The organism is Acidithrix ferrooxidans, from assembly GCF_000949295.1.
Lineage (GTDB): Bacteria > Actinomycetota > Acidimicrobiia > Acidimicrobiales > Acidimicrobiaceae > Acidithrix > Acidithrix ferrooxidans.
In genome coordinates this window covers 1-22712 of the sequence record NZ_JXYS01000025.1, presented here as the reverse complement: position 1 = coordinate 22712, position 22712 = coordinate 1, and the positions used below count along the sequence as shown (strand labels likewise).

The 22712-nt window shown below is 47.9% G+C and carries 20 protein-coding genes; 17 read left to right on the top strand and 3 right to left on the bottom strand.

Annotation, left to right across the window (positions count from 1 at the left end; translation table 11 throughout):
- The first annotated feature begins 120 nt into the window (after window positions 1-120).
- Both thrS and AXFE_RS04790 read left to right on the top strand, forming a co-directional pair.
- Window positions 121-2085 (top strand): threonine--tRNA ligase, encoded by a 1965-nt coding sequence (gene thrS, locus AXFE_RS04795; RefSeq protein WP_082058488.1) that lies wholly within the window; start codon window positions 121-123, stop codon window positions 2083-2085.
- The gene (locus tag AXFE_RS04790; RefSeq protein WP_052604742.1) at window positions 2082-2588 is read left to right on the top strand and encodes an HIT family protein; all 507 of its coding nucleotides are present in this window, start codon (window positions 2082-2084) and stop codon (window positions 2586-2588) included. The genes thrS and AXFE_RS04790 overlap by 4 nt, the downstream gene beginning before the upstream one ends.
- Window positions 2589-3075: 487 nt before the next feature.
- Here AXFE_RS04790 and AXFE_RS04785 read toward each other — a convergent pair whose 3' ends face one another.
- Entirely contained in the window at window positions 3076-5076 is a 2001-nt protein-coding gene (locus tag AXFE_RS04785) for an elongation factor G (RefSeq protein WP_160291731.1), read from the bottom strand.
- Window positions 5077-5435: 359 nt separating this feature from the next.
- On the opposite strand from AXFE_RS04785, the gene AXFE_RS04780 reads away from it, so the two are divergent.
- The 4 genes from AXFE_RS04780 to AXFE_RS04760 all read left to right on the top strand — a co-directional run bounded on the left by AXFE_RS04780 (window position 5436) and on the right by AXFE_RS04760 (window position 10614).
- Window positions 5436-6206, top strand: a complete 771-nt coding sequence (locus AXFE_RS04780) for a CDP-alcohol phosphatidyltransferase family protein (RefSeq protein ID WP_052604740.1) — start codon at window positions 5436-5438, stop codon at window positions 6204-6206.
- Window positions 6207-6419: 213 nt separating this feature from the next.
- Window positions 6420-7316, top strand: coding sequence for a lysophospholipid acyltransferase family protein (locus AXFE_RS04775; RefSeq protein WP_052604739.1), 897 nt, complete (start codon window positions 6420-6422; stop codon window positions 7314-7316).
- A 1387-nt stretch (window positions 7317-8703) separates the two neighbouring features.
- Complete coding sequence (locus tag AXFE_RS04765) at window positions 8704-9783, top strand: glycosyltransferase family 4 protein (protein ID WP_052604737.1); 1080 nt, start codon at window positions 8704-8706, stop codon at window positions 9781-9783.
- 21 nt (window positions 9784-9804) lie between these two features.
- Window positions 9805-10614 carry a M48 family metalloprotease gene (locus AXFE_RS04760; RefSeq protein ID WP_052604736.1) on the top strand — a complete coding sequence of 270 codons (810 nt, stop codon included), beginning with the start codon at window positions 9805-9807 and terminating at the stop codon, window positions 10612-10614.
- A gap of 31 nt (window positions 10615-10645) precedes the next feature.
- Here the strand turns inward: AXFE_RS04760 and AXFE_RS20705 are convergent, their stop codons facing one another.
- Window positions 10646-10900, bottom strand: a complete 255-nt coding sequence (locus tag AXFE_RS20705; protein ID WP_235347614.1) for a hypothetical protein — start codon at window positions 10898-10900, stop codon at window positions 10646-10648.
- Between AXFE_RS20705 and AXFE_RS04755 the strand changes: the two genes are divergently transcribed.
- The 8 genes from AXFE_RS04755 (at window position 10893) to ruvB (ending at window position 16995) form a co-directional block, all read left to right on the top strand.
- Window positions 10893-11729 carry a DUF3048 domain-containing protein gene (locus tag AXFE_RS04755; protein ID WP_235347612.1) on the top strand — a complete coding sequence of 279 codons (837 nt, stop codon included), beginning with the start codon at window positions 10893-10895 and terminating at the stop codon, window positions 11727-11729. The two genes, AXFE_RS20705 and AXFE_RS04755, sit on opposite strands and share 8 nt — an antisense overlap.
- A gap of 177 nt (window positions 11730-11906) precedes the next feature.
- The gene (pdxS, locus tag AXFE_RS04750) at window positions 11907-12818 is read left to right on the top strand and encodes a pyridoxal 5'-phosphate synthase lyase subunit PdxS (RefSeq protein WP_052604807.1); all 912 of its coding nucleotides are present in this window, start codon (window positions 11907-11909) and stop codon (window positions 12816-12818) included.
- A 14-nt stretch (window positions 12819-12832) separates the two neighbouring features.
- Entirely contained in the window at window positions 12833-13432 is a 600-nt protein-coding gene (pdxT, locus tag AXFE_RS04745) for a pyridoxal 5'-phosphate synthase glutaminase subunit PdxT (RefSeq protein ID WP_235347610.1), read from the top strand.
- A 25-nt stretch (window positions 13433-13457) separates the two neighbouring features.
- Window positions 13458-14207: a YebC/PmpR family DNA-binding transcriptional regulator gene (locus AXFE_RS04740; protein ID WP_052604734.1), complete on the top strand. Its 750-nt coding sequence runs from the start codon at window positions 13458-13460 to the stop codon at window positions 14205-14207.
- Window positions 14207-14677 carry a peroxiredoxin gene (locus AXFE_RS04735; RefSeq protein ID WP_052604733.1) on the top strand — a complete coding sequence of 157 codons (471 nt, stop codon included), beginning with the start codon at window positions 14207-14209 and terminating at the stop codon, window positions 14675-14677. The genes AXFE_RS04740 and AXFE_RS04735 overlap by 1 nt, the downstream gene beginning before the upstream one ends.
- Window positions 14678-14743: 66 nt before the next feature.
- Window positions 14744-15253 (top strand): crossover junction endodeoxyribonuclease RuvC, encoded by a 510-nt coding sequence (ruvC, locus tag AXFE_RS04730; protein WP_052604732.1) that lies wholly within the window; start codon window positions 14744-14746, stop codon window positions 15251-15253.
- Between the two features lie 66 nt (window positions 15254-15319).
- Window positions 15320-15922, top strand: a complete 603-nt coding sequence (ruvA, locus tag AXFE_RS04725; protein ID WP_052604731.1) for a Holliday junction branch migration protein RuvA — start codon at window positions 15320-15322, stop codon at window positions 15920-15922.
- Complete coding sequence (gene ruvB / locus AXFE_RS04720) at window positions 15919-16995, top strand: Holliday junction branch migration DNA helicase RuvB (protein WP_052604730.1); 1077 nt, start codon at window positions 15919-15921, stop codon at window positions 16993-16995. Before ruvA ends, ruvB begins: the two co-directional genes overlap by 4 nt.
- 303 nt (window positions 16996-17298) lie before the next feature.
- On the opposite strand, the gene AXFE_RS04715 is transcribed toward ruvB, so the two are convergent.
- Window positions 17299-18627, bottom strand: a complete 1329-nt coding sequence (locus AXFE_RS04715) for an aminotransferase-like domain-containing protein (protein ID WP_052604729.1) — start codon at window positions 18625-18627, stop codon at window positions 17299-17301.
- Window positions 18628-18760: 133 nt separating this feature from the next.
- Between AXFE_RS04715 and AXFE_RS04710 the strand changes: the two genes are divergently transcribed.
- The 3 genes from AXFE_RS04710 to AXFE_RS04700 form a co-directional block, all read left to right on the top strand.
- Complete coding sequence (locus AXFE_RS04710) at window positions 18761-20056, top strand: aspartate aminotransferase family protein (protein WP_052604728.1); 1296 nt, start codon at window positions 18761-18763, stop codon at window positions 20054-20056.
- A 49-nt stretch (window positions 20057-20105) separates the two neighbouring features.
- Window positions 20106-21596 (top strand): CoA-acylating methylmalonate-semialdehyde dehydrogenase, encoded by a 1491-nt coding sequence (locus AXFE_RS04705; RefSeq protein WP_052604727.1) that lies wholly within the window; start codon window positions 20106-20108, stop codon window positions 21594-21596.
- Between the two features lie 212 nt (window positions 21597-21808).
- A partial coding sequence (locus AXFE_RS04700) for an IS1634 family transposase (protein WP_455423329.1) occupies window positions 21809-22712 on the top strand: 904 nt, incomplete at its 3' end.

The following is a 22712-nucleotide window of genomic DNA, read 5'->3' as shown; positions in this document are numbered from 1 at the left end:
GTTGCCCCAAAACGTGAATTTCTCTACAGGTAGTCATTATGAGAGACGCTTATTGGCCATGGGCCTATGGAGCGATAGACTTGTCTGTAAATAATTGGGAAGACAGAGAGTAAAGAGACTATGAAAGTATTGCTCCCCGACGGCACCTCAAGAGAGATAGATTCGGCTCTTAGCGGTTTCGAAGTCGTGAATGCCGTGGAAATCAAGAACAAAAGATCTATTCTGGCGATGGAGTGCAATGGCGAATTGGTCGATCTGTCGCGGACTCCCTTTGGCGATGAGGTGGTTTTAGTCGCGGGCGACTCGGATTCCGGTCGGGGGATTTTACGCCACTCCACAGCTCACGTTTTGGCTCAAGCCGTATTAGAACTGTGGCCAGGCTCGAAGTTCGCCATAGGTCCATTTATTCAGGATGGTTTCTATTACGACTTTGCTCTCGTTGATAATGGTCGCTTTAACGACGAGGATATGGAACGCATTGAAGCAAAGATGCGCTCCATCATAAAGGCAAATCAGCGTTTCGTGCGTGAGGAACTCTCGATACAAGAGGGCCTCGATCTCTTTGGAAACCAACCGTTCAAACGAGAGATCATCGAAGGTGTAGCTCATTTGGATGATTCCGAAGACGCCAACGAAGGCGTGAGTGATAAGGGTGTTTCTATCTATCGAAATAGTGAGACATTTGTGGATCTCTGTCGGGGTCCACACGTCCCGTCTACCTCATATTTGGGCTCATTCAAGCTAATGAGAGTGGCAGGGGCATACTGGAGGGGCGATGAAAAGCGAGATCAGCTACAACGCATCTATGGAACTGCATGGGAGTCAAAGGATGCACTAGAGGCATACCTAGTTCGTCTGGACGAAGCTGAACGAAGAGACCATCGTAAACTTGGAATGGAGTTAGATCTCTTTCACTTTCCGCCGGAAATTGGTGGCGGACTTCCCGTTTTTCACCCTAAGGGTGCGCTGATTCGACACTTGATGGAGGACTTCTCCAAGAAATCGCATCTTCTTGGGGGGTATCAGTTTGCATGGACTCCCCATATTGCTAAGTCGACCTTATTTGAGGTCTCGGGCCATCTCGAGTGGTACAAGGACGGCATGTATCCTCCAATGGAGATGGAGGGAGCTACCTACTACCCCAAGCCGATGAACTGTCCAATGCACATCCTGATCTACAAGGCCCATCAGAGATCATACAGAGAGCTTCCACTGCGCCTCTTTGAATTTGGTACTGTCTATCGATTTGAGAGATCCGGCGTGTTGCATGGCCTTGCACGTGTCCGAGGATTGACACAGGACGATTCACATATATTTTGCGCACCTTCGCAGCTTGGCGGTGAGCTTTCTCGTCTTTTGAAGTTCATTATAGAACTCCTTAAAGCCTTTGGTCTAGAGGATTTCGAGGCCGAACTTGCCACTAGGCCCGCCAAGTCCGTTGGAGAGGACTATGAATGGGAAGAGGCAACTAACGCACTTGAGTATGCTCTATCGCAGTCGGAAATACCCTATGTTAGAGCAGAGGGCGAGGGCGCCTTTTATGCTCCTAAGATCGATATTCATCTAAAGGATGCGATTGGGCGACGTTGGCAAGTCTCTACATTGCAGGTTGATCTGCAACTACCACAGAGATTTGATATGGAGTTTGTCGATTCGGATAATACTCGCAAGAGGCCCTATATGATCCATAGAGCCCTCTTTGGCTCTGTGGAGCGTTTCTTTGCAATTTTGCTCGAACACTATGCAGGTGCTCTTCCAACCTGGCTCTCTCCAACCCAGATAACGGTTGTTCCAGTGAAAGAGTCGAACCATGAATATGCGGAGTCTATTGCTCGTGCCTTGACTCAAATTGGAGCACGGGTGGTTGTCCATGGGGCTAATGAGCCACTAGGGGCTCGAATCAGGCGCTCTAAGTTGGACAAGACGCCATACATCTTGGTTGTAGGTGACCGGGATGTTGCTGCCCAGACTGTAGGTGTCAATAGAAGAGGATCCGATAAGCCAGAGACCGATGTCTTATTTAGTGCCTTCTTGGATGAGATCTCCGGCGAACTTGTCCCAACGCCACTGGTGGTCACCGAATGATCGACATCCTCTGGGCTGGTTGGCGACGCACCTTTGTTGAAGGGGTTAGCACCAAACAAGAGATGCTTGGATGTATTCTCTGTAAATTGGGAGAACCAAACACAGTAGAGTCGAACTTGGTTTTGCACTACGGTGAGGGAAACTACGTGGTTCTGAATGCCTATCCATATGCACCTGCACATCTCATGGTTATTCCCTATCTTCATCACAACGACATATTGGATCTTTCCCAAGAGGAGGCGATCGAAAATACGCTATTGTTGCGAAGAGCTATTGGCATCGTTAGGGACGTCTATAATCCTGATGGCTTCAATGTGGGTGCGAACATTTCAAAGGCCGGGGGAGCAGCGATCGATGACCACGTACACTTTCATCTAGTGCCTCGTTGGATTGGCGATACTAACTTTGCGACCACGATAGCCAATATTAGGGTTCTCCCAGAGTCGTTGGATTCTACCTACGGGCGATTGAAGGATGCATGGGAAAAGAGGGATCAAAGTTGATTTCATGGAGCCTACGCGTGTATTGGGTAGGCCCCTTCTTTTTGGCTCCTCCTGCTATGTGGTAACGAACTTTCTTGATTGCATGTAGTGGTCTTGTCGATTGAGTCGTTTGGGGGTCGCTAGGCAGTAGACCGAGCCTCTTTCGAATCTTTCGATTGATTGGTTGGCAATCCAGCAATTATTTGGATGTAGCATCACTAGGGCGGCAAACAATAACAGATTGGTCCAGAAAATAAGTCGGAGGCATTCGTTTTCTGTTCTTCAATTGATTAATCAGATCCACTTCAGATGTTGTGTCGCAAATAACAAAAGCAAGCTCGGTTCCTATTGAAAAGGTCCCAAGAGTTATAGTGTAGATGAGCCTTGGGACCTTATTGTTTGTCAGGGTTCTGTGTGAATTAGTTCTGTGTGAATTAGTTCTTTGTAGATGCCGTTATCGATGAGCGACTTTGAGCGTCACCGCTTCCTTGGCAAAAGACCGATATCTTTAGGTAAGATACTTCCCGTAGAGAGCCTTGGGAAGTGGTTCGTAGTGGTCAAAGGTCGCATCGAACTCACCTTGTCCTGCTGTTATCGAACGCAATTCATTTGAATAGGTCATCAGTTCGTTGGTGGGCACAACTGCACTTATAATGAATCTTCCAGTTGCTTGGTCATGGTCGCTACCTAGAACCTTTGCTCGATGGGAGTTTAGATTTCCAAGGACCTCGCCTTGGAGCTGTGGAGGAATTGAAACTTTTATCTGCGATATAGGTTCGAGGACAACAGTTCCTAAGCGTTCGATCGCCTCACGAAGGGCGATCGAACCAGCCATTTTGAAGGCCATCTCCGAGCTGTCCACGCTGTGATAGGCGCCATCGTATAGGTGTGCTTCGAAATCTACTACAGGAAACCCGTATTTACCTCCGGTGTTTGCACCATCAACAATACCCTTTTCTACCGCTGGGATGAATTGGCGAGGAATAGAACCTCCAACGATTTCGTCGTGAAAGCTAAAGCCACCACCGATCTCCTTGGTGCCAAATCGAAGGCGAGCGACTCCGAATTGCCCGTGACCTCCGCTTTGTTTCTTGTACTTTCCCTCCACCTCGCAGTTTCCCGCCAGAGATTCCAGGTACGCTACGTCACAAGGACTCAATGTTGCTTTGACGCCGTATCTTCGTTGTGCTTTTTCAAGTGCCGTTGTGAGTTGCAACTCACCGATTCCAGAGAGAATTAGGGCATGAGATCGTGTATCTCGATGGATATCTAAAGTTGAGTCCTCTTCGATAATCTTAGATAGGGCCAGCGAGAGTTTTTCTTCGTCAGCTTTAGCAGCCGGTGTTACCTTGTATGAAAGGGTAGGTTTTGGAAATTCAAGTAGCTGTCTAGGGGCCGAGGAGTTTGGTGTTCCTAAAAAGTCGCCGGTCCTTAGCGATCCCAGCTTTGCTATAGCGACTATGTCGCCACTTGAAGCCGTAGCTAAATTTAGATGTTCTTTACCTACCAGGCTGAAGAAGGAATGGATTTTTTCAGTGGCGTTTGATCTGTGATTGAAGCACTCACTATCGACCTTGAGCGTTCCTGAGATGATCTTAGTAAGACTGAGGTGGCCAAGAAAAGGATCCGAATAGGTCTTAAAGGTTTGAAGGCCAAGGGCGTCGCTTGTATTGGGGTTTGGTGGTGGCGCGATCTCACAGAGGAAGGTGACTAGTCGGTCTATTCCAATTTGGGATGTGGCGGAGCCCACAACTACAGGAAAGACTTGTGCCTTGGCCACTCCTTGGGCCATCAGCTCTTCTAATTCGGCTTTTGGCGGTACTTCACCCTCTAGATATGCAGCCATTGCAGAGTCGTCTGCAATTACGATTCCCTCGACGAGGAGATCATGAGCTCGGTGTTCGGTAATGGCTATATCTGCTGGGATCTCAGAGATGGTAGGTAACCCAGCAGAATATGAGGTAGAAGTCTCGTCGAATAGGTCAATGATACCCGCGAAATTGGGGCCATTTCCTATTGGGAGTTCGATTGGAGCGATCCCGGCCCCAAATGCCAGGGACAATGCATCTATCGTATCTTCAAAATTGGCGCGATCCTTGTCCATCTTATTTATGAAGATCATCCTCGGGATGGAGTTTGCTGCAGCGATATTCCATATTCGTCTTGTGTCGTATGTGATCTCTTCACTTGCGGAGACGACAAAGAGTGCCATATCACAGCCGCCAAGGCCACTATGCACCTCTCCAATAAAGTCGACCACTCCAGGGGTGTCCAGGAGATTTATCTTGTATCCGCCATAGTTGAGGGTTACCAAAGAGAGGCTTATAGAGTGCTTATGCTTGATCTCTTCGGCTTCGAAGTCGCTAATTGTGTTACCATCTTCGATACGCCCTTTGCGTGAGGTCTTTTCTATGTGATGGTAGATAGCTTCTACGAGACTAGTCTTGCCTGAACCTGTCTGGCCGACGACTGCAACATTTCGGATCTTCTCCGAGTTTGTCGGGTTCAATCCAACCACCTCCTTGGTCCATGAGGATATATGCCCCATGGCCTCATTTTCAAAGCGTCTTATTGGGAGCGTTTTGAGAGTTACTGATTATCCGCGGAAGTGGATGGCTGGTTTTTTTTCGGTCTCTTTCCAACTCTTTGATCCATAAACTTCAAGCGCCTAACACCTCCGTACCTGAGAACTTATCAGAAAGCGAACCTCGATTCCAAGAATTGGAGGTGACTTTTGTAACTAAGACATCTGCCACATAGGGTGCTAATTCACTTCGAAATGGCCTAAGATGAAAGCAATGGTTGGTGGGTCTTAGGTTTCTTGAGATAAGATCGCACTAAATTATCTCAAAATTGGAGAATTCTAAAGTGTTTGATGGGAATCTGAGGTCACAAGTTGATCGGAGAACCCAACCTGTTGGAATTGCGCTAGCTAGTATCGGTATTACGGCTGATATTTTGACGCTAACAGGTGTGGTAATGTCAGTCGTGACGGGTGCTCTTTTAGCAACGTCGCATCTTTTCATAGCTTTCATAGCATTGGTGGCCTCATCGGTACCTGATCTTTTGGACGGACCTGTTGCTAAAGCCAGAGGAACCTCTTCAGCCCGCGGTGCCTTCTTCGACTCGGTATCGGATCGATTCAGCGATTTGATGATAACAGTTGGCCTTTCTTTTTACTTTATCGCTAGCCATCATACCTATCTTGTCATCTTGCCATTTGGGGTATACGGGAGCGCATCTTTGATCTCTTATCAGCGAGCCAAAGCCGAATCTCTTGGATTCAATGCCAAGGGCGGGATCATGGAACGCGCTGAGCGCCTCGTTTTATTGATGGTGGGGATTTTGATTCCACCTTTGTTGATTCCTATATTGTGGCTTGTGCTTGTTCTTTCTGTGGTTACTGTCTTTCAAAGATTTATCAAGGTTTGGGCTCAAGCATCCAATAGAGATAACAGGGTTAAGCTACGTATCCGACAATCGTATCAATCTCGTAAGCGTCTCTCGGAGACGTCTTTGAAAGAGCGTTTTCGTAGTGGTCGTGGTCATCGTGCTGATAACCGCAGAAGCCATAGGGTTAGAGTTAGCCAGGCAAATGCAGATCGTTCACGATGGTTTACTTCAAAGTTCCACGACTAACTCCTTTTAGCCTTTTGCTCGTTAGTTCCACGACAATCCACTTTGGCTGACCGTTGATAGATCAAAAGAGCAGGGTCTTTCGTTTTCATCAAAGATGAGCTTAAGCTGGAGCTTTGTTTGTGGATCCGAAATTTCCGTTGGTAGTGCTGGCTTTGGCGGCCAGTGGTGATAGGGATCTTTGGATGAGAACTCTCCATTGTTGATCGAAGGTTGATGGAAATTCAGAAGTTTTTCAAAGACAGAGGGCTTTTGCTTGGCTATAAGATTGCCAACGCCATAGCTGAAGTGATTCCATTTGAATTGGGCTCTAAAATTGGAGTTTTTGGCGGGTCGCTAGCATATTTAGCCAATCCAAAGCGACGCTTGGTGGTGAGAAATAACCTTGCACCTGTCGTGGGGACACAGGGCGTGTACTTGGAAGCCTTTGTTGCTAGGTCTTTTGTATCTTATGCCCAGTATTGGTTTGAATCATTCAAGATGGGCACAGCATCACGATCTATGATATTGTCTCACGGCCGGTCTGAGGGAATGGAGAGCCTGTACGAAGCCATCGCACAAGGAAGAGGAGCAATTGTAGTTGCTCCGCACCTTGGCAATTGGGACTTTGGCGCGGCTTGGTTCGATACGGATCGCATTGGCGTCAATGCAGTTGTTGAGGGCCTTGAGCCTCAAGAGTTATATGAGTGGTTTTTAGAACTTCGGACTCGATTTGGCGTGAAACCAATTCGCCACGATGACAATCCGATGCCAAAGATAGTTGCCGCTCTTCGCGCAAATGAGGTGGTAGCGATCGTGGCCGACCGCTCTTTGGACGCTTCAAGTGTTGAGGTTGATTTTTTTTCTAGAAAGATCTCAATGCCACTGGGGCCTGCAATAATGGCGCTTCGCACGGGAGCGCCGCTACTTCCAACTGCCGTCTTTATGGAGGCCAATGGAGGCCATTGCATGCGAATGTTGCCTGAAATAAAGGTGGGCGAGCGCACCAATCTCCGAAGCGATGCAAAACGTTTAACTCAAGAGATTGCATATGCTTTTGAGACCTTGATTAGCCAAGCACCAGAGCAGTGGCACGTTTTTCAACCCCTCTTTGACAATTCAAATCTCAAATAATGGGCTTTACAAAGTAAGCTCATTATTTTAATTTTGCTGATCACTTCGATTGTATAATAGCTATTGTTTGTAATGTTTCGATATTACTAGAGATGAATAGCATGGTTATTCGAAGCCATAGATAACACGGATATTGGGATACTTTATTTGGATACGGGCCTACCAAAACATGGTTTGGTTTTCGCTACTTGATTGTATAACAGTGCTAATGTACTCGTAGGATATCAGGTTCTAACGGTGATTTTTGCGCACTGAAATGTGATTCTAAGTGGCTTGATGTGTCTAGCAGGAGCGAAGTTCTGGGCTATGGTTTCATAAGATGCCTGACCTAGCGGTAAGATTGTATCGTAGAGAAAACTTCTAGCGCAGGCTCCTAACATCCGTCTCCACGCTTAGCCTTTCTGCACCCTGCTTTTTACGATTGGGATATTTTTAGGTGTTATGCTGTTGTCGATCGATGCGGTTTCTTATTGCTATCTGTTAGCGTTGGATCTATTTTTAAAGCGATAGCACTGGCGATAATATGACTTGAGAATCCAAATTAGATAGTAGGTCAACTATGGGTTATATTTCACCCTTGATTTTTTGAGATTTAATTACAAATGATCCTGTATTGATGGTTGTTTAGCAGTGGCCATAGTAGTTTAAAAGTCAATTATTAATGGTCGTCTATTTTGATTCAGTTAGAGGTTTTTACCCTTAGACGACCAAGCCATATAGCGCTAAAAGTCTAAAATTGTTAAAGAGCTAATTCCGTAATGTTCTCCTGAAATGGTTGGCCAATTTAGCGATGTCGTAGCCTTTGGGAGGTTTATACTCCGCGTTCTTATTGATAAGGTCTATTTTCACTCTTATCTAGGTGTCTTTTTGAAGTTGTTAGATGGCTCGATTGGCTGTAACTCTGGGGAAATTAGGTCATTATTGGTGCTTCGAGAAGCTTGATCTCGCCGTTGCAGCCTATCTTCTATTGGAAAATGCTTGCGGAAGATGAGATTAGGGTATTTTTCAAATCGGCGATTTGTGTGAGACTAATAATTGCCTCGAGTTCGTCGATTTACCCCTCGGGAAGGTATCTCCTTGAAGAGGGGTGCTCGATGGTTCTCCATAGCCTTTTTGATGACTATTTCGATCTCGATTGGGGCGACGGCCCATGAATGCCACGATCTGAAGTTCTTGTTGAGTCGCCAAAGCGCACCCACATTGGTACTTTGAGTCCGCTCTGGTAGATCAGAAGCCACCAATTGATATTTTTGTTGGAGCTATAGCGCTAAGGAAGGTTTTGGCTGAGATTGCGTTATCTGAGCAATTGAGGGATGAATAACTGGGCAGCGTAATTGCCAGGAATTGAGGGTAGCTATTAGCCAGAGTGTGGCCTAACCTATTTTGAGTGAAAGTTGCAGTAGTTTGTCCATATAGCCTTGGTTTTCCTGGGGGTGTTCAATCTCAGGTGGTAGGCCTAACGTTGGCGATGCGTGCACACGGTCACGAGGTGGAACTATTCGCCCCCTGTGACGATTTGATTCCTCCATACGATATGGTCTGTTTGGGTCCTTCGCTAAGACTTCGTGCAAATGGCTCGATTGCGCCTACTGGCCTGCGCCCCTCGACAATGGCTAAGTTGCGTCACGAATTGAGGAGTTACTCATATGACGTCGTCCACCTACATGAGCCCCTTGCGCCTGGTCCTAGTTTGGTTACGTTGGCTTCGGTAGAGATTCCCATCGTTGGCACCTTCCACCGCCAAGGAGTGTCACTAGCTTATCTCGCCTTTGGCAGGGCGATGTCTCCGCTGGCGCGTAGGATTACCCGGCGCTTCGCAGTCTCAGCTGAGGCTGCTAAAACAGCATCTCGTGTCATAGGCGGAAGTTATGAGATCTTGGGTAATGGCGTTGATTTGGGTCGATATTCAACAGGCCCCATTTGGCCAAAAGAATCCCCGGTGGTACTTTTTTTGGGACGCCATGAGAATCGTAAAGGCTTAGAGGTTCTTTTGCGTAGCGTGGAATTAGTCCGATCACCCGCCACCTTTTGGATTGCCGGTGATGGTCCTGAGACTCCGGTATTGCATAAAAAGTTCTCTCATTTGTCGAATGTGGATTGGCTTGGTAGAATTTCAGATGCAGAGGCCGCATCACGTATGCGGGCGGCCGATGTATTTGTTGCACCAAGTCTTTTTGGTGAATCATTTGGTGTCGTTCTTCTTGAAGCTATGGCAGCTTCTGGTGCTGTGGTGGCATCGGATATCAGGGGATATAGAGAGGTCGCCAGGAAGGATAGAGAGGCTCTGCTTGTGGCTCCTGGTGATCCAGAGGCTCTAGCGTTATCAATTGATCGGGTCTTACAGGATGATAAGTTGAAAGAGCGGCTAGTATCTAGCGGTTTACAGAGAGCATCAGAGCACTCAATTGATAATCTTGCTTTAAGGTATCTCAAAGCCTTTGAAGAATCGATTTCCGAAGCTTCTTGATGCTAGGTGAGGTTTTTAGCGTTGTCTAAACAGGGCGCATTCAAATTTTGGGGTGGAGTAAAGGGTTTTGACACCAAGGCAGCGGCCGCGGAGTTGTTGACCTACTTCATGGTTGTTTCAGGGATTGTGGGAGCAGTCCTTGGCATTGTTATTGGATCTCTGGTCGCAATAGTAGGCGTTCCCGACAAGATTGGCCTTTTGATCGGCGTAATCATCGTCGCGGGCTCTCTTGTCTTTGGATCTGTCTCATTCAGTCAGGGAGGTGCTGACGAGACAAGATTTCTCGGGTTGACCGAGCTCTCTGGCGATCTTCATCCTCGTGTTGTATCGCTGCTGGAGGGATTGTCGGCGACAGTCGGAATAGATATGCCTGGGGCCTATCTGCTCGATGAACCTCAGATCAATACAGTTGCTATAGTGGGTCCCGGACGTCAAGGTGCCTTTGTGGTCACCTCTGGTGCATTGGAACTGCTGACTCGCATGGAATTAGAGGCGATTATAGCTCGCGAATTGGTCAAGATTCGAACAGGTCAAGTTCAATACGAAGCTCGATTACGAGCCTTCCAAAGAACGATGGGCAAATACTCCCAACGCTTTGTTCCATCGGCTCATAGTCACGAGATGTTGGGCCGCGATATCGCCAATGACATTGGTGGTATTACCATAACCCGATTTCCACCTGCCCTCATCTCAGCTATGGAACGTGCCGAAGAGATAAGTGTCAGACCGTCAAAGGATACCGAGAGACGATTGTTTGCACAATTTTGGTTTATCCCAGAGTTCGATGATATCGAGATGGACCAACGCATAGCTGAGCTGTCGGGATTTTGAATCAGATTTGACGTACTTGATATTACGCTAATTATGACGTCGATGAATTGGAGAAGACTTTGCCAAAAAGTGGTTCTATATTAGTTGGTATTGCCTTAACCACAGGAATGTTATTGGCAGCATGTGGATCTTCGGGTAGTTCCGTTGCTTCCTCATCCACTACAAATGCGGTACCGACGTCGACCACATCCACCACTTCGGCTACGATTGGCACCTTTCCTTTGACGGGATTGCCGGCAACAAAAGCCGATGCCTCGAAGTTGAATAGACCGGCGCTAATGGTCAAGATTGACAATGCTCCCCAGGCTTGGCCCCAGTCTGGAATCAACCAAGCCGATCTCGTCTATGAAGAGGTCGTTGAGGGTGGAATCACTCGGTATATGGCAGTCTTTCAAAGCCAAAATGCACCTTCGGTTGGGCCAATTCGATCTGTGCGTGGAACCGACGTTGCTCTAGCCGCCCAGACGACGGGTTTACTTGCCTATTCCGGGGGAATACCTACTTTTGTCTCGGAAGTTCGAGCAACCGGCATCGTTGACGTTGGTGCGATGGTAGCAGGTAGCGCCTACACGCGTGACTACTCTCGAGCAGAGCCACACAATCTTTACTCTAGCACTAAGGCGCTCTATGGTGCAGCAAATGGGCGCGGTGTTCCAGCTAAGCCGTTGTTTCAATATGGCTCGGCCCACTTGAAAATACCTGGTGCAACAATACGTAATAAAAGCATTACTATCGCGATGTCAGGCGTCACCACTGACACTTGGACCTACCATCGCTCAGGGTCCGATTGGACCAAGTCCATCAATGGCACCAACGTAGTGGATACGACGGGTGCTCCCATCTCGGCGACGAATTTGATAATTGAGTTTATTCCCTACGCCAATACAGGATTTGTGGATCCGGCTGGCAATCCAGTTCCAGAAGGGATGATTGTAGGAAATGGTAACGCTGAGATTGCAATAGGTGGATATGTAGGAGCTGCAACATGGGCCAAATCTTCAAATGTTTCACCGACAAACTACTCCTATAGCAGTGGCACACCGGTCAAACTTCGTCCCGGTAGGACCTGGGTAATCTTTGCGCCTATTGGTGCATCTTTTACAACGACACAATAGGCGTTGTATTAAATTTCCATCTTCGATGGTTTTCTTGTGAAATTGTCCGGACGATTTGGTTTGAGAGCCGTGGTCGCTAATCCTAACTTATTATTTTAGGACTAGAATGAGTATCCATAGTGTGGTGCTCCAATGTAGGCGTGTCTACATTGGATAAGAGCTTAGGTGTGGATAAAAGTGTCAAACGACAACAGTGAGATCGTAAAAGAATCGTTGGAGAAGGCTACAGTACGCGTAAAAACCGGTTTGGCGGAGATGCTCCGTGGTGGCGTAATTATGGACGTAGTCAACGCCGATCAGGCCAAGATCGCTGAAGACGCCGGAGCGATAGCCGTTATGGCTCTTGAGCGAGTACCTGCTGATATTCGCCGCGATGGCGGTGTTGCTCGAATGAGCGACCCGGCACTAATTGCTGAGATTCAGGAGTCGGTGGGGATTCCAGTGATGGCAAAGGCAAGGATCGGCCATTTCGTTGAAGCACAGATTTTGCAGTCGATGGCGCTTGACTATATCGATGAGTCTGAAGTTTTGACGCCAGCGGATGAGGCTCACCACATAGATAAGTGGAAGTTTAATGTTCCCTTTGTCTGTGGTGCTACAAATCTTGGAGAGGCTCTTCGTCGTATCTCCGAGGGTGCCGCTCTGATTCGATCCAAAGGCGAAGCTGGCACTGGTAATGTAATCGAAGCCGTTCGTCACCTGCGTTCCATTCTGGGGGACGTAAGAAAGATTGGCCAAGCTGACTCTTCCGAGTTGTACGCTTGGGCTAAGGAGTTGCGTGCTCCAATCGAACTCGTGCAAGAGGTGGCCCGTCGAGGCGAACTTCCGGTTCCGCTATTTTGTGCCGGTGGAATTGCCACCCCAGCAGATGCGGCACTTGTAATGCAATTGGGTGCACAAGCGGTCTTCGTGGGCTCTGGTATCTTCAAGAGTGGTGACCCATCTAAGCGCGCTCGCGCGATCGTTGAGGCAACAACACACTATATGGATCCTCAAATATTGACCAAGGTCTCTAGAAATCTAGGCCCAGCCATGGTGGGTATTGAGATGGACGAAGTAGATGTTCACCTCGCCGAACGAGGTTGGTAACTAGTTCCTTGGCGGTGAATGTAGGTGTTTTGGCGCTGCAGGGAGATTTCCGTGAGCACCAAGAGGCTTTTGCCCGAATCGATGTCTCGTCCAAGCTTGTAAGACTCCCCAAAGATATGGTTGGCATTACGCATTTGGTTTTTCCAGGTGGGGAGTCTACGGCGATATCGATGCTCTTGGAATCCTCAGGACTCTTCGGGGCCATTGGTGAATTTTTGGCAAACCAAGGTGCCTGTTTTGGGACTTGCGCCGGAATGATCTTGCTTTCTAAGGAGATCCATGATGGCCGGGCGGATCAAATTGCCTTTGGTGGTATTGACATCTCGGTTCGAAGAAATGGCTTTGGACGCCAAGTCGATTCCTTTGAGGCGGATCTTCAAGTCAAAGGGCTTGATACGCCAATGCGTGGAGCATTCATTCGCGCTCCGGTAGTCACTCGAGTTGGAGCTGGAGTCGAGGTGTTGGCGAGTGTAACATATGACTTTGGACCAAATCGTATTGAGAGCGTCCCTGCTGTGTGTCGTAACGCTAATGTATTGGTATCTTCATTTCATCCCGAGGTTACCAACGACTCAAGGCTGCATAAGCTATTCGTGGATGACTTTCGAGTTTAGTTGTTTTGGCTCTAGGTGGAAATAAATGTCAGGTCACTCTAAATGGGCAACCATAAAGCACAAAAAAGGTGCTCAAGATAAGGCAAGAGGCAAGCTCTTTGCAAAATTGATTCGTCAAGTTGAAGTCGCAGCCCGCGAAGGCGGTGGTGATGTTAGCTCGAACGCAACGCTTCGCACGATGTTTGCTAAAGCCCGCGAAGCCTCAGTCCCACTCGATACTATCGAGCGTGCTATAAAGCGCGGAACCGGAGAACTTGAAGGCGTAAAGTACGAAGCTGTCTCCTATGAGGGTTATGCCCCAGGCGGAATTGCAATGATCATCGAGTGTCTTACCGATAACCGCAATCGAACCGGTCCTGATGTCAGGACAATCTTTTCCAAAAACGGCGGATCCATGGCAGAGCCGGGTGCGGTTGCTTGGCAATTTGAGCGTAAGGGCGTAATCTTAACCTCACGTGACATAGACGAAGATGAGCTGATGCTCGCAGCTGCTGATGCAGGTGCTGAAGATCTAGTTGATCTAGGTGATTCCTGGCAGGTGCTATGTCCTCCGCATCTTCTTCAAGAGGTTCGTGAATCGATCGAGGCAGCAGGATTCAAAGTTTCATCGAGCGAATTAGATCTGGTTCCCAATGCTACGATTGAGCTAAATGATGAGTTGGATGCACGCAAGGTGCTAAAGCTCGTCGATGCACTAGAAGATCTCGATGATGTGCAGAATGTCTATGCAAATTTTGATATTCCAGATTCGATTCTTGAATTGGTGGAGGCGTAGTGCCACTTGGTGTTGGCGATAGGGCTCCTGACTTTACGCTAGACGGGAGCCCTAGAGCGAGTTATCGTGTATCTGAGATGATTGGCACCCCATTGGTGCTTGCCTTCTACCCCGAAGACCACTCACCAGTATGTTCTATTCAGCTTAGGGCCTATTCAGATGGAATGGCTGACTTTTCGAGATTGGGAGCGATGGTTTGGGGGGTATCCCCTCAAGATCCTCAAGTTCATAGCGACTTTGCTGAGAAATATGGGATTAATTTTCCACTTCTCAGTGATGGCGATAAGGCGGTCGCAAAGGCATATGAGGTGCTAGGGCCACTTGGCTTTTATCGGCGAAGCATCTTTGTGATCGACAGGTTCGGTATTATTTCATATTGTCATCGAACTACGGCTGGCTTGACGTATAAGCCCACCAGCGCTCTTTTGGAGGCTATTCAAGAGGCTGAAGCCAAATCTTCGGGACGTTAATTTTAGGTCTCCTATTTTCGTAGATTACGATCCCAATTGCCGACTAAAACCCAGATGGGGGCGCGGATGCGTGTACTTGGAATTGACCCTGGCCTCTCGCGATGTGGTTATGGTGTTGTTCAGAATAATCCAGCTTCTTCCATCCAACCTGGAGTCGATATGATCAGCGGTGGGGTTATTGTTACGGATCACAAGGATATCTTGGGCCATCGCCTTTCAGTCTTTCATGGGGATTTTGTCTCTCTTTTGGATGATTTTTCTCCAGATGTCGTAGCCATCGAGAGGATCCTTTTTCGCAAGAATGCCAAGACCGCTTTTGGCGTTGGCCAGGCCGTTGGGTTAGTGCATATGTGTTGTTACCAAAGAGGGGTTCCAGTCGTTGAATATAGCGCCGCTGAAGTAAAGTTGGCTGTAGCTGGTCACGGTAGCGCCTCGAAGTATCAAGTTCAACGGATGATACAACTTTTAGCTAACCTAGATGAGATGCCAAATCCTCCAGATGTCGCTGATGCATTAGCTCTTGGAATGTGTCATCTAGCAAATGTCTCTGGTGGCGGAGCTCTGGTACTCTCTTAGTTGGGTTCAAATCAGAAGCTCGATTTTCATCTGTTAGTTTTAATTCTAGGAAAGTAGAGATCTTCGTTGATAGCGCTATTACGTGGCAAGGTTAGAGGAAAGGCTGGAGACCGATCAATAGTTGTAGATGTTGGTGGGGTTGGGTATCTCGTTTCGGTTTCGGCGGAGCTCTTTGTCTCGGTCTCGGTCGATAAGGACGTTGAACTATATTGTGTAACGGTCGTACGTGAAGATGCCATTACGATCTTCGGCTTCGGGTCAATGGCGGATCGAAATCTGTTCGAAGCGCTAATTAATGTTCGCCTGATTGGTCCATCTATGGCTTCCATGATAGTTTCCACCTTGCGGGTCGACGATTTGATTGAGGCTATAGAGACTAAACAGACCGCGATGCTGACTAGGGTTCCAGGAGTCGGGGAAAAGACAGCGAGTCGGATATTGGTAGAGCTTTCTTCTAAAGTTGGCCTCATTCGAACTGCAGTTGGAGATGATTCGATAGGCAATGTGCGGCGTTTGAGCATCTCGGCTGGGGTGCGAAACGAGGTTGAAGGGGCTCTATCGGCACTTGGTTTTGACTCCAAGGAGATTAGAGGGGCGCTCTCGAGGATCGATGGAGATCTCGATTCCGAGCAGGCCCTGAGATTTGCACTGAAGGAGCTCACGAAATGAGTCCGAGAAAAGAGGTCGTCGGCGCTAGTGACGTTGGCGGTGGTGATCGTGGTCATCGCATCGAAGCAACCAATCCAGCTGCAATAGTTGGCGATTCGGCACTTGAATCTGCGATTAGACCCCGAAGTCTTGAGGAATTTATTGGTCAGCCAGACCTTAAAGGTCACCTGGATGTTGTTATCCAGGCTGCGATTCAGCGTGGCGAGAGCGTAGACCATATTCTCTTTGCGGGGCCGCCCGGTCTCGGCAAAACTTCGCTAGCCCAGATAGTTGCAAATGAGATGGGCGCAGGATTTCGTGTCGCCTCTGGTCCAACACTGGTTCGCGGAGGAGATTTGGCCGCGATCTTAAATTCCCTCAACAAGGGTGACGTCCTCTTTATCGATGAGATCCATAGGATGTCTAAATCTGCAGGTGAAGTGCTTTATCCAGCGATGGAAGATTTCAAGTTAGATATCCTCATTGGAGAGGGACCGACGGCTCGTTCTATCCGGTTGGACCTAGCACCATTTACTCTTATTGGTGCTACGACGCGAACCGGAATGCTAACTGGTCCTCTGAGGGACCGCTTTGGCTTTGTGGCGCACCTGGGCTACTACGAAGTTCCCGAGCTTACTAAGATCGTGCAACGTTCATCTGGCGTTATGAATCTAAAGATTACTGGAGATGCATCGATTGAGATAGCAAGACGTTCCCGTGGCACGCCCCGATTGGCTAATCGTCTTCTTCGGCGTGTGCGTGACTTTGCCCAGGTGAACGAAGCAGAGATGATAGATATGGAAACTGCCCGGCGTGCTCTTAGCTTTTTTGGAGCCGATGAGATGGGTCTCGACAAGATCGATCGAACTATTCTTGAGACCATGTGTATCCGATACGGTGGAAGACCGATTGGAATTACGACTATCGCAGCGACGATAGGTGAAGACGCTGAGACGATCGAGGACGTCTATGAGCCATTCTTACTCCAGAGTGGACTAATTTCAAGGACCCCGCGAGGCCGCGTTCCTACTGCTCTGGCATATCAACATATAGGGCTAGATAGGCCTGCCGATAGCGGAGATCTCTTTGGTTAGTGACTCCGTCCAAAGCTTTTAGTTGGAGAGTCTTGGAGTAGATCTTCGATTAACTTTGGCCATCTTTGGCCAAGCGGATTAAAAAAGCCAGACCGCAAGTGCTTTGCGCAAATGGTGGCCTTGACAAGAGCCACTTTAAATAAAAGGGACTATTTGTTTGGCTTGCGATAATGATCACGAGCCATTAGATGCAAATATAGATATCGATGTCACTCTTTCTTTGCCAAGATCTTCTTCCAAGGTTCGTGACCTTTATTGTTGGGTCGCCATAGGCATAAAGGTCTAACTTTTTGTTTTAGGGGTCTACACCTTCCATGCATTTAGAGCCATATGAAGGCTAAGTGGGGGATCGGTAAGGGCCGCCGTGGTTACCCTTAGATGAGGTAAATGGTTCGGATCTAAATGAAATGCGCTCCCCGGTGCAACTACGATTCCTTGGCGTGCGAGGTCTGTGATGGCCCCTACTTCGGATGTCACTGGGATCCATGCATTTAATCCATCGTTGGATGAGATCTCGATTCCATCTTGCCTAAGCGCCTCGGCTAGGTCGCTGAGGCGCTTAGCGTAGGTCTTTCGGGCATTATTGACAGATTCGTTTGCAATTGAATCGCTCAGGAGATTGGCTAGGATCCTTTGAATTATCTCAGAGGTCCAAGATGGCCCGAGACGTCGACGACTATTGAGGGCGCTGATAGTCTCAAAATCTGACGCAATTGAAGAGATTCGTAGATCGGGTCCATGAGACTTCGAAAATCCGTGAATATTTATAACACGATTAGGGACCTTGCCCCTGAAGGATCTTATCGTTGAAGTTGAAATGGCTCCGGAGTGGTCGTCTTCTATGATTGTTACTTTTTCAGATTTGGCGAAGATTGAAGCTAGTTCTTGGTAGCGAGTTGCACTCATTGAGATACCAGTTGGGTTTTGTGATCGAGGTTGCACTATTATCGCTGTCGGAGATCGCGTTAGGGCTGCGGCTAAAGAGTCAGGCTCGACTCCTTCGCTGTCTAGTTTGACAGGGATAGGGATCAATTTATGCACCTCTAAGAGATCGAAGATCGGTGGATAACTGGGTTCTTCGACGACAAAACGGTCACTGGGAGTTGTTGTCTGCTCAAGGATGCGATCAAGTGCATCTAGAGATCCATTGACAACTGTTATCTCGTTGGATTTCACCTCGTGTAGCACCATAAGTTGAATTAGAAGTTCATCACAGACAGTGCGATGTAGGAAATTTGACGATGTCGTAGTTGCTAGCTCTACCTTTGCCCGGCGATGTAGATCATCGAGCAGTATAGGGTCTGGAAAGCCGGTTGAAAGATCGAGCGCTAATCCTTCGTTACGAGTAGGCACCATGCTAAATACCCGAGCACGTCCAAGGTCACGATTTCTTCGAGTCACCACAGTTCCAGCACGCCCTAAACCTTTGGCTAGCCCCCGTCGCTCAAGTTCAGAGTAGGCACTTGCGATCGTGGATGGAGAGACACTAAGCGTTCGAGCTAGCGCTCTAATGGGGGGTAGTTTTGTGTCGGAGGAGACCTGTTCGGTGATGACTATCTCCTCCAATTGCTCGGCGATCTCTTTAGCATTTTTGACACCGAGGAAGCGGGACGAATCAATTTTTAGGATCAACGCTAAACCAATCTTTGTACTAATACAAAAATAGCATTATAATTAGTACAAAGTGCAATCTTTTAAGATATTTTGTAGAGTATGGGTTTTTACCTCAGGATCAGATGCCCATTTAAGGTCAAGGAGCCTCACCATGTCTCAGCATGATTTACTAATGCGCCATAAAGCAGTAATGCCTAAGTGGCTGTCTCTTTTTTATAACGAGCCGATAAGTATCGTCTCTGGCGATGGACGCTATGTGGTGGATGCTGACGGTAACCGCTATCTGGACTTCTTTGGTGGGATTCTGACGACAATGACTGGCTACTCGGTTCCGGAGGTTGTCGATGCCATAGTCGACCAAGCCAAAAAGATGATCCACACCTCGACTCTGTATCTAATCGAACCAATGATCGAGTTGGCAGAGCGAATTGCTAAGTTGTCCAATATCGATGACGCCAAGGTATTTTTTACGACTTCTGGCTCAGAGGCAAACGATGCCGCTCTATTGTTCGCTACAGCATTTCGAAGTTCCAATCAGATTTTGGCGGTACGGAACTCATATCATGGTCGTTCGTTCTCTTCATTGGCAGTTACCGCTAATCCAGGGTATGCCGCGACGAATCTCTCACCATTTCAAGTCTTCTATATCCTCGGTGGCTCTAGAATCAGGGGGCCATTGGCAGGTTTGAGCGATTCTGAGTACATCAAGCGTGGAGTGGCAGACTTGGAAGACTTGCTCTCTACTGCTACATCAGGCCAAGTTGCCGCCCTGATCGCCGAGCCAATACAGGGTGTTGGTGGATTTTCACTGGCTCCCGATGGATATTTTGGAGCGATCAAAGAGGTTCTCGACCGGCACGGAATTCTTTATATATCAGATGAGGTTCAGACTGGGTGGGGAAGAACTGGCGAGAATTTTTGGGGATACGAAAGCCACGGTGTCGCTCCTGACCTCATTACATTTGCTAAGGGACTGGGAAACGGCCTTGCGATGGCTGGAATAGTAGGTCGATCAGAGGTGATTGACGCGATCCCAGGTACCTCGATCTCGACGTTTGGAGGTACGCCTTTGGTGGCTCGTGGTGCGCTAGCAAATCTCGAATATCTGTTATCGAATGACCTCCAGGCTAATTCAGCAAAAGTAGGTGCCCATATGATCACGCGCTTTTTGAACGAGACCAAAGCTATAGATACGGTAGCTGACGTGCGTGGTAAGGGGCTAATGATTGGAATTGAGTTGTGCGAAGCTGGTTCAGTCGTGCCATCTCCGGCGATCGCTTCCCTAGTCCTTGAAGAGGCTAAGAGTCGCGGTCTGCTTGTGGGCAAAGGTGGAATCGCTGGAAATGTACTTCGAATTGCTCCACCGCTCTCGATCACGTTGGAAGAAGCCGATCACGGGATTGACGCATTGGTCGAGGCCATCGCTGCGGCTAGTAAATCTCTTTAAATTGAGATCTTGATTTATTTTTATTTTTGCTTACAGTGAGGAGTTCGCTATGGAAAATGTAGTAGCACATTATATTGACGGCAAAGAGAATCTAGGGGAGTCGGATCGTTCGTCCAACGTCTATGACCCTGGTACCGCACAGGTAACAAGAAGCGTTGTCTTAGGAACCTCTTTGGATGTGGATAGCGCAGTTGCTAGTGCTCATCAAGCCTTCGCAACATGGGGTAAGACTCCACTTAGCCAAAGGGCGAGAGTCATGTTCGCATACCGAGAGGTGCTTGAGCGAAATGTGACAAATATTGCACGGGTTATCTCCAATGAACATGGAAAGACTCTCCCAGATGCAATTGGAGAGGTGCGACGGGGTCTTGAGGTGGTGGAGTTTGCCTGTGGTATTCCACAACTCCAAAAGAGCCAGTATTCCGAGGGTGTCTCTCGTGAGGTTGATACTTTTTCAATTCGCCAGCCTCTTGGAGTGGTGGCTGGAATCACCCCCTTTAACTTTCCAGCGATGGTTCCGCTTTGGATGATTCCTGTTGCAATTGCAACAGGAAATACATTCATTCTGAAGCCTTCTGAGAAGGACCCCAGTACTTCATTATTGTTGGCCTCTCTCTTTAGCGAAGCGGGTGGACCAGATGGTGTCTTTAATGTTGTGCAAGGTGATAAGACCGTCGTCGACGCCCTCTTGGACCATAGCCTGGTTAGAGCCGTCAGCTTTGTAGGATCGACACCAATAGCTAGGTATATCTATGGTCGAGCTAGCGCAAATGGCAAGCGCGTCCAAGCTCTTGGTGGCGCTAAGAATCATATGGTTGTGTTGCCTGATGCAGATTTGGAAGCTGCTGCTGATGCTGTTGTTTCTGCGGCTTATGGCTCTGCAGGGGAGCGCTGTATGGCGATTTCGGCTTTGGTGTTGGTCGGGGATATCGCAGATAAAATGATCGACCTGATCTCAGATCGTATCGCAAAACTACATATTGGATACGGTATTGACGAAGGCGTAGATATGGGACCGCTGGTCACAGCCGAGCATCGTGATAGGGTAGCATCATTTATCGAGACGGCAAGAAAGGACGGCGCTCGGGTGGTTGTCGATGGCCGTGACCATAAGGTAGCGAGTGAGGCTGGATTTTATCTTGGCGCATCACTGATTGACAATGTAACCCCTGGTATGGCCGTCTATGACAACGAGATCTTTGGACCAGTACTTAGTTGTACAAGGGTAGCAGATTCCAACGCAGCTCTCGAACTCATCAATTCAAATCAATTTGCCAATGGGGCCTCGATATTTACTCGTTCTGGAAGCGCAGCTCGTTATTTCCAGAGTGAAGTATCAGCTGGCATGGTCGGAATAAATGTTCCAATTCCAGTTCCGGTGGCTTATTACTCATTTGGTGGATACAAGGACTCGCTCTTTGGCGATACCCATGTCCATGGTGAAGAAGGCGTGAAGTTCTACACCAGAGGCAAAGTGGTCACGCAGCGCTGGGTCCATGAGTCGCGACGGGGTGTCGACTTCGGATTCCCACAAACCTAAGACAGACCTAGCCCATCTTTCGCAGATTTCCCGAAAAATCGCCCTAATTGGTCCCTTTTGAGGGGATTTTGGGCGATTTTCGACTTGGGCGATTTATAGATGCCCTGGTAGATGGGTATTAGGTCTTTTTGGGTCGCGAATGTAGTGTCCTAATTTTTGAGTAGTTTTGATTATGACTTGCATTAGCTCTGACATGGTGCTATTGTCTTGTTGTGTTTATCCGTGAAACTCCAACAGTTAATAAAAAGACCGGCGTTAGCTACAGTAAGTACCAACTCGTTGAGTCCTACCGCTGTGAAAAAGGTCCCCGTCAACGTATAGTAATGACCTTGACCGAACTGGACCTGGATAAGTCATTGTGGCCAGCTCTGGCCAATGCAATTGCCCAGAGACTCTCTGGAGTAACCTCGCTCTTTGAATCAGATCCTATTATTGCCAGATACGCCGATCTGGCAATCACTAAGTATGCAATTCGTTCCGAAGTTGCAGCCGCTAAAGAAACAAGAGCTACTGAGGCTGACCTTGAGATGGTAGATCTCTCTAGTGCTAAGACTATCAATAGTAGAAGTATCGGTCCAGAACTCATAGGAAACTCGTTCTATGAAGCTCTTAGCTTCGATAAGATCCTAGAGAGTGCAGGTCTATCGGGTGAATCCCTTGGTATTGCCAAGGCAACGATAATAGCTCGTCTTATTCATCCTGGATCTGATCGAAAGACCTATTCGTATATCAACTCCAACTCTTCATTACCTGAGATATGTGGTATCGATCTCTCTAAGTTTCACAAGGATAAGGTCTATGTAATTGCAGATAAGCTCTATGACGCTAAAGCCGTCATAGAGCCAGCACTCTATAGAGCTAGCTCTGATCTCTTTAGGACGAATACCAGGCTCTTTCTCTTTGATCTAACAAATACCTACTTCGAAGGTTCTACTAAGGGGAACTCCCTAGCTAAACATGGACATTCCAAAGAGAAGCGTTTTGATTGCACATTAGTTTCTCTGGCACTACTTGTTGATCACAGGGGACTACCCATCTACTCAGAGATACATGAGGGCAATACCTCTGAGCCTAGAACTCTCATTAGCGTACTTGATGCCTTGGAGTCTCTATCGG